This window comes from Bradyrhizobium sp. UFLA01-814 (genome assembly GCF_046718885.1).
Classification (GTDB): domain Bacteria; phylum Pseudomonadota; class Alphaproteobacteria; order Rhizobiales; family Xanthobacteraceae; genus Bradyrhizobium; species Bradyrhizobium elkanii.
In genome coordinates this window covers 60,587-67,494 of sequence record NZ_JAQOSR010000020.1, presented here as the reverse complement: position 1 = coordinate 67,494, position 6,908 = coordinate 60,587, and the positions used below count along the sequence as shown (strand labels likewise).

Sequence of the window (6,908 nt, the reverse complement as noted above, 5' to 3'; positions counted from 1 at the left end):
CCCTTCAACGTCGACAGCGGCGCCTTCCGCGGCAAGCGCAAGATTGCGGGCGGCCGAAAGCGCGTTCGTGACGCCCTCTATATGGCGGCCCTCAACGCAGTTCGCAGAGCTGATCCGTTCAAGGCCTTCTATGCACGATTGCGACAGGCCGGAAAACCAGCCAAACTCGCCCTCATCGCCGTCGCCAGGAAGCTGCTCACGGTCCTCAATGCCATGATGCGAGACCGAAAGCCGTACCTACAGACCAAACCGACATAACAGTTGCCGGCTTTCGCCGGGACGACGAATGGAGAAAGCCTGCGCCGGCTTTCGCTCTCAATCCCGATACGACGGATCCGCCCGGTCGAGCTTGCGCAGCAGCGCGGGCCAGGCGAGTTCGCCGTTGCGGGCAGCGCGGCCGGGCTTCGGCAGCATCCGCTCATAGGTGTCTTCGAGGATATTTTGCGGCGGATAGATCAGCTTGGTGTTGCAGGACAGCGCCATCACCTGGGTCTGGCAGGCGCGCTCGAGGCGGAACAGCACGTTGAAGGCGGCGGGCACGGTGCGGCCGACAACCAGCAGGCCATGGTTGCGCAGGATCATCGCCTCGTTGTCGCCGAGGTCGCGGACCAGGCGTTCGCGCTCGTCGACATTGTCGGCGATGCCCTCGAAGTCGTGATAGGCGATGTGCAGGAAGCGCATCGAGGTCTGCGCCAGGGGCAGCAGGCCGCATTCCATCGCGGAGACCGCCATGCCGGCCGGGGTATGGGTGTGCGCGACGCAATCCATGTCGTGCTTGGCCATGTGGATGGCGCTATGAATGACGAAGCCCGCGACATTGACGTCATAGTCGGTTGCGTTGAGCAGCGTGTTGCCTTCGACGTCGACCTTGATCAGGCTGGAGGCGTCGATCTCCTCGTACAGCATGCCGTAGGCATTGATCAGGAACTGGTTGGCGGTGCCGGGCACGCGGCAGGAGATGTGGTTCGCGATCATCTCGGTCATGCCGTACATCGCCGTGAGCCGATAACAGGCGGCAAGATCTACGCGGGCCTGCCACTCCTCGGCGCTCACCTGCTCGCGGACGGATTTGACGACCTTGATCGCGGGCGAGCTGACGGGGGGATTCATGGCGTTCTCTCCTCGAGATATCTGCGGGGCCGGGGCCCGATTGTTGCGGCGGACCATAGCAGAATCCGCGCGGCGGCAAGCTTTGGCGCGTCTGTGTATTTGCAGGGCTGGCGGGCAAAAACCGAATGCGGATTGGCGCGCCGCGCCTTCAATGCCACAATGCGGAAAACAGCCGAGGCGCACCAAAATGAGCGATCGCAAGATACGTATCGCCGTCCTGCATTTCTCCCACGAAACCGTCTCGTTCCTGCCGAACGAGACCACGCTCGACGACTTCATCTATCCGGGCTCGCCGGCCAAAGGCGAGGCGCTGCTGCAGTTCGATCCCAAGAACTATATGGGCGGCTTCGTGCAGGTGGCACGCGAGTTCTCCGAGGTCGAGCTGGTCGGCATCGAATCCCCGCTCTGGCCGAAGACCTACACCGGGTCTGGCTGGATCACCCAGGAAGCCTATCGCACCTTTGCCGGCAAGATGATCGACGGGCTGAAGGAAGAGGGCCCGTTCGACGGCGTCTATCTGTGCCTGCACGGCGCGATGGCCGTGCGCGACGTGCCGCGGCCGGAGGCCGATCTGGCGCGGCAGGTCCGCGAAGTGGTCGGCCGCTCCGCCTTCATTGCGGCGACGTTCGATCCGCACGGCAATGAGGACGAGGCGTTCCTCGAGCAGGCGGACATGGCGTTCGCGGTCAAATATTTCCCGCATTATGACGCGCATCTGCAGGGTGAGCGCGCGGCACGCATGCTGGTGCGGGCGATCCGCGGCGCCTACAAGCCGACGCACAGAACGATCAAGGTTCCCGTGATCTCGCCCACCGTGCTGCAATGGACCGGGGCGCGGCCTTGGATGGATCTCGTGCAGCGCGCGCTGGTCTGGGAGGCCCGCGAGGTCGACGTCTACGTCAACATCTTCTTCGGCTTCCCGTTCGCGGACGTTCCCGATGTCGGCATGACCGTTCAGGTTCTGACCAACGACAATCCAAAGCTCGCCGAGCAGGTCGCGCGCGATCTCGCCGGCACGATCTGGCGGCTGCGCGAAGCCTTGCTGCAATCGACCAGGCTGTACAGCATCGCCGAGGGCGTCGCGCTGGCCAAGCAGGCCGTCGCCGCTGGCAACACGCCGGTGGTGCTGGCCGATCACAGCGACCGGTCGGGGTCGGCGACCTGGCTGCTGCGTGAGATCATCGCGCAGGACCTCGCCAACACTGTCATCGCAACCATTGCCGACGCGAGGGCGACGGCAAGCCTCAAGGCCGCCGGCGCGAAGGCCGGCGATGCCTTCGACATAGAGATCGGCGGCCTTGCCGACGAGTCGGCGGGCGATCCGGTTCGGATTCAGGGCACCATCTCGGCTGCGGGCGAGGGCTACGGGCAGTTCTGGGTCTGCGTGCGCTTCGGCCGCAACAATGTGCTGATCCTGTCCACCTACCTGGTGCAGGTCATGGAGCCGTTTTCGCTCAAGGCGCTGGTGCCCGACATCGGCACCTTTGACGTGATGGCGATCAAGTCGCGGGTCCATTTCCGGCGCGGTTTTGACGACAACGGCTTTGCCAGCACGATCCTCCTGGTCGAGCCCGAGCAGCCGTTCCTCGGCACGACGCGTCTCGACAAGCTGCCGTACAAAAACGTCGATCTCGCGCGGTTCTACCCGTACGGCAATCCGGCGTTTTCGGAGCAATCGTCATGACGGAAAACCGCTATCGCCTGATCGGCTCGACCGCCTCGCCCTATGCGATCAAGCTGCGCGCGCTGATGCGCTACCGGCGGATTCCGCACGATTGGGTGATCATGACCAAGGCCTTGCGCGAGGCAACCGCGCATCTGAAGCCGATGCTGATCCCGGTGCTGCAATATCCCGACGGCAGCTATCGCGGCGAGACCACGACACTGGCTTATGATCTGGAGGCGCGCCATCAGGGACGGTCGGTGATCCCGGAAGACAGGGCCATCGCTTTCATCTGCGATCTGCTCGAGGACCTCGCCGACGAATGGGCGGTGAAGCCGTTGTTTCTCTATCGCTGGTGGGATCCGGAAGATCAGGCCTATGTCTCGCGCTGGGCCGGCGAGGAATGGTCGACGTCGGAGGCCGAGGCCGGCAGCCGCGACGAGATCGAGGAGTTCCGTCTGCGGCAGATTTCGCGCATGGTCGTTCTCGGCGCGACGGATGAGAACAGGCCGCTGCTGGAAGAGAGTTACCGGCGGACGCTTGCGGCGTTCGAGCCGCATGTCGGCATGACGAATTATCTGTTCGGCAGCCGGCCGTCGCTGGCGGATTTTGCCTGGTTCGGCCAGCTCAGCGAGATGGCGACCGACCCGACCCCGATGCGGATCATGCGGGAACGTGCGCCGTTCACCGATCACTGGGTGCGGCGGCTCGATGACGCGTCAGGTGTCGAGGGCAGCTGGTATCCTCGTGAGCAGGCGCTTGGCGGGTTCGCGGAGGCGCTGCTGCGGATCGCCGGCGAGCTCTATCTGCCGTTCCTTGAGGCCAATGCGGATGCATTCGCGAACGGCCTCGAGCGGCTCGAGATCAACGTCTGGGGACTGCCCTATGCACTGGCGCCGTTCAAATATCAGGTCAAATGCCTGCGGCAGCTGCGCGAGAAGTTTACTGCGCTCGATGCCGGCGAGCGCGCGGCGTTGAAACCCGTGCTGGAACGCACCGGGTGCTGGGCGATCCTGAACGGAGGCTGATCGATCCGCGACGATAGGCAGATTCGAAACGGTCGGCGCCTACGTCCGATGCCGGCTGCCAAGCGCGATCGCAATCGTCTCCGGCTGCTTGATCCGCTCGATCAGCATGTCGATGCGGTCGCCGCCCCAGAACAATTCGCCGTTGAACACCATGCTGGGAACGCCGAATACGCCGAGCGCTTCGGCCTCGTCGATGATGCGGTCATGTTCGGCGCGGGCAGGGCCGCGAACATAGGCATCGAAGGCCTCAGTTGAGCCACCGACGGCGGTGATCACGCCGGCAATCTCGGACAGCTTGTCGATCTCCAGCTCGTGGTTCCAGAATTTCCGGAACACCGTGTCGTGATAGGGCCGGAACAGTCCGTGGCGCTGCGCGAACAGCATGCCGGCGCTGGCGTAGAAGGCGTCATAGATCCGGCGTGGGCCTTTCATGGTCAGTCCCTGCACGTTGGCGAACCGGCGCGCATCCATGTAGGCGTAGCGCACCTTGCGCCAGAAGTGCGGCGTGCGCTCCTCGACCGTGCCCATGAATTCGGGAATGCGCAGCGTGTAGGGCAGCCATTCCAGCTCGACGCCGTACGTCTCCTCGAGCTCGAACAGCCGCTTGTTGGCGACATAGGCATACGGAGACTTGTAGTCGGTGTAAATTCGGACCCGCGGCTTTTCCATCATCGTTCCTCGCCTCGTCAGGATAATTGTTCCCGATCCCGCGCGGTGGCGCAATGCGGGTGTGACGAAGAGGAAATCGCGGGCAAACGAACGGGCCCCGGTGCAGTCAAGCATCGCGGGGCCCTGCTACTTCGTTTTAGCGAAGGATCTCTGGTGTAGACCAGTGGTGTTTCGGGACCTAAAAGCGCGTGGCCTTTGCGCTCCTGTCCTGCGGATATGTTCAGATTGTCGGCAGTGCACGCGGCTAGCAGCTGCTGTTCGCCTCAACGTGCACCGAGACCTTGCCGCTGAGCAAGGTCGCTGGCTTGCGCCGGTGGCGTCATGCTCCTCTCCAAGAGGTGGGCCGACGGACGTCTGTCCGCTTCTGCTGCCTGGCGGCCGATCCCATAATCGTCCGTCAATTCCTGCGACGCGAGGAGCGAGCGCTCCAGCACCCCAACAGGTGCAGTCGGCGAAATGCTGCGGCAGTTATGGCCATCTGTCAAGTTAACGAGCGGGGTAATTCAGGTCAGGATTCCTGTCGCGACTTGGTCTTTCGATATTGGCTGAAATCCGGATCGTGCGTCATCTTCCAGTAGTCGACGAACCGCCACGGCATCGCCGAGAACACGCGGCCGCTTCTGTTGCGGTAGTAGGTCGTCATGCCCGGATGCGTCCAGATCAGTTGCTCATGCTCGGCGTCGACGTCGCGGATATACGTGTCATGCGCGTCGGGATGCACGTCGATCGCGGCGATGTCGTTCTCGATCATCTCGACAAGGCAGGCGGAGATGTAGCGGCTCTGGCACTCCGACTGGAAGATGACGCTGCCGCCATGCGCAGGCCCTGAATTGGGGCCGAGCATCAGAAAGAGATTGGGGAAATCAGGCACGGTGAGGCCGAGATAGGCGGTCGGATTGTCGTCGCGCCACGCCTGCTTGAGGTTCTTGCCGTCACGTCCGGTGATGTTGAGCCGCGCCGCCATCTCGGAGACCTTGAAGCCGGTCGAGATCACGATGACGTCGTGCTGCCGCGATGTGCCGTCGGCAGTGACGATTCCGTCCGCGGCGAAATGGTCGATCTTGTCGGTGACTAGCTCGACATTCGGTTTGGTCAGCGTCTTGAACCAGTTGTTGTCGAGCAGGATGCGCTTGCCGTAGGGCGGATAGGTCGGCATGCATTTCTCGATCAGGTCGGGGCGATCCTTCAGCTCGGAGAGGATGAAGTCGGCCAGCTCCTGGCGATGCCGGTCGTTGCCCTTGTTGACGGCGCGGTCCGGATGCGGCCAGGCCGGATCCTTGCGCAGGAACGGCAGCAATCCGTCGCCGTAACGCCAGAACATGTTGAAGCGATACCACTGCACATAGAACGGCAGATGCGCCAGCAGCCACTGCGCACCTTCGGTGATCGGATCGGAATAACCCTTCACCGGCCGCGCCCATTGCGCGGTGCGCTGGTAGACGGTGACCGAGGCGACGCGGTCGGCGATTGACGGCACCAGCTGCATCGCGGTCGCGCCGGTGCCGATCACGGCGACATGCCTGCCGTCGAGCTTGATGTCGTCGGACCACAGCGCCGAATGAACCTTCAAACCGGAAAAGTTTTCGTCTCCCTCAAAGCGGGCAGGCAAGGGATCATTGAGCTGGCCGATCGCGCTGACTAGCGCCGTGGACTCGAAGGTCTCTTCGCCGCCCGCGGTCCTCAGCGTCGAGATCCAGCGCCGCTTGCCTTCGTCCCAGCGCGAGGCGACGAGCTCGGTATTGAGGCGGACGTGCTTGCGGATGTCGTATTCGCGCACGACCTTGAGCAGATAATCGAGCAGCTCCTGGCGCTGCGCGAAATAGCGGGTCCACGGATTGCGGGCGCCGAACGAGAAGGAATAGGAGTGGTTCGGCGTATCGACGCCACAGCCGGGATAGCGGTTGACGTACCAGGTGCCGCCGATCTCGTCCTGCTTCTCGACAATCGTATAGAGAATGCCGAGCCGGCCGAGCGCAACGCCAAGCGCGATCGCGCAGACCCCGGCGCCGACGATCAGCACATGCTGCTGCGCCAGCTTCTCGCCAGAAGGGCGCTCGCGCCAGCGCGCGTCGCGCGGAACGAAGCCCATCTCCTCCCGCATCAGCGGGGCATATTCCGGCGCGACATTCTCGCCGAGCGTCGCGCGCATCATCCGCAGCATCAGCTCATCGCCGGGATCGGTGATGACGGGCTTGGGCGTGCCGTGCGCGAACAGGTTCAGGACGGCCGCGCGAATCTCGTCCTGGATCTGCTTCGGCACGCCCGCGTCGGGATCCGGGATCAGGCGGACGTCGCGCTTCGGCTTGTAGGGCGGCTCGAGCCACTTCTCGTCGCCGGTCATGTGCACCAGCACCATCAGCAGCACGCGGATGTCGCCCTCGGCGATGGCGGAGGACAGATCGAGGTGTTTGCGCGAAAGCTCGATATTCATGCGTTGT

General features: G+C 63.5%; 6 protein-coding genes. 3 read left to right on the top strand and 3 right to left on the bottom strand.

Going from position 1 to position 6,908, the window contains the following annotated elements; translation table 11 throughout:
* Positions 1-258, top strand: a 258-nt coding sequence (locus PMN64_RS09090; RefSeq protein WP_411780448.1) for a transposase, incomplete at its 5' end; no start/stop codon positions are given.
* 57 nt (positions 259-315) lie between these two features.
* Here PMN64_RS09090 and PMN64_RS09085 read toward each other — a convergent pair.
* On the bottom strand, positions 316-1,110 hold the full coding sequence (locus PMN64_RS09085) for a class II aldolase/adducin family protein (protein WP_035632604.1): 795 nt from the start codon (positions 1,108-1,110) through the stop codon (positions 316-318).
* A 187-nt stretch (positions 1,111-1,297) separates the two neighbouring features.
* On the opposite strand from PMN64_RS09085, the gene PMN64_RS09080 reads away from it, so the two are divergent.
* The gene (locus PMN64_RS09080; protein WP_028343200.1) at positions 1,298-2,794 is read left to right on the top strand and encodes a M81 family metallopeptidase; all 1,497 of its coding nucleotides are present in this window, start codon (positions 1,298-1,300) and stop codon (positions 2,792-2,794) included.
* Positions 2,791-3,801, top strand: coding sequence for a glutathione S-transferase N-terminal domain-containing protein (locus PMN64_RS09075; RefSeq protein WP_028343199.1), 1,011 nt, complete (start codon positions 2,791-2,793; stop codon positions 3,799-3,801). The genes PMN64_RS09080 and PMN64_RS09075 overlap by 4 nt, the downstream gene beginning before the upstream one ends.
* A 39-nt stretch (positions 3,802-3,840) precedes the next feature.
* Here PMN64_RS09075 and PMN64_RS09070 read toward each other — a convergent pair whose 3' ends face one another.
* Both PMN64_RS09070 and PMN64_RS09065 read right to left on the bottom strand, forming a co-directional pair.
* Complete coding sequence (locus PMN64_RS09070) at positions 3,841-4,470, bottom strand: 2-hydroxychromene-2-carboxylate isomerase (RefSeq protein ID WP_028343198.1); 630 nt, start codon at positions 4,468-4,470, stop codon at positions 3,841-3,843.
* A 508-nt stretch (positions 4,471-4,978) separates the two neighbouring features.
* A complete protein-coding gene (locus PMN64_RS09065; RefSeq protein ID WP_411780447.1) occupies positions 4,979-6,901 on the bottom strand; it encodes a flavin-containing monooxygenase in 1,923 nt (640 codons plus the stop codon).
* Positions 6,902-6,908: the final 7 nt, after the last annotated feature.